The sequence below is a fragment of the Bradyrhizobium ferriligni genome, assembly GCF_056837965.1.
Genome location: NZ_JBXEJO010000393.1, coordinates 1 through 393 on the forward strand (window position 1 = coordinate 1; position 393 = coordinate 393).

The 393-nt window shown below is 59.0% G+C and carries 1 protein-coding gene; it reads left to right on the forward strand.

Annotated elements, in window-relative coordinates; translation table 11 throughout:
* The coding region (locus AC1VNY_RS42875; protein WP_482409735.1) for a DotU family type IV/VI secretion system protein at positions 1–354 on the forward strand (354 nt) is incomplete at its 5' end.
* Positions 355–393 lie beyond the last annotated feature (39 nt).

Genomic DNA, 393 nt, shown 5'->3' on the forward strand with positions numbered 1-393 from the left:
GGCTTCATGAGGCGCTACCGCGTCGAGGGGAATGGAGAACGCGAACATCAACTGTTGCGTGAAAAGCTCTACGCGATCGTGAAGGCTAGAGTTCGCCCCCTCCCGCGGGAGCTTTCACCGTCATTACACGTCGCCACCGAACGCAGCCTCAAGCCGATCTCCTGCGTTCCTGTGTGGTTGACTGCAGTCGTTGGCCTGGTGATTGCCTCTGGAACCTATGCGTACTTCCAATTCAAGCTGCACAAGGCACAGGAGGCAGTCTTGCAAACGGTTGAAGCCATCAATCAGATGGTCTCCGCCCCTCCGCCTTTGCCGGCGCTCGACGCGCCAAAATCCCGAGCGAGCGGCCTATAGCGATTGGGGCGGCATACAAAACAGCCCTTGGGGTGCGAC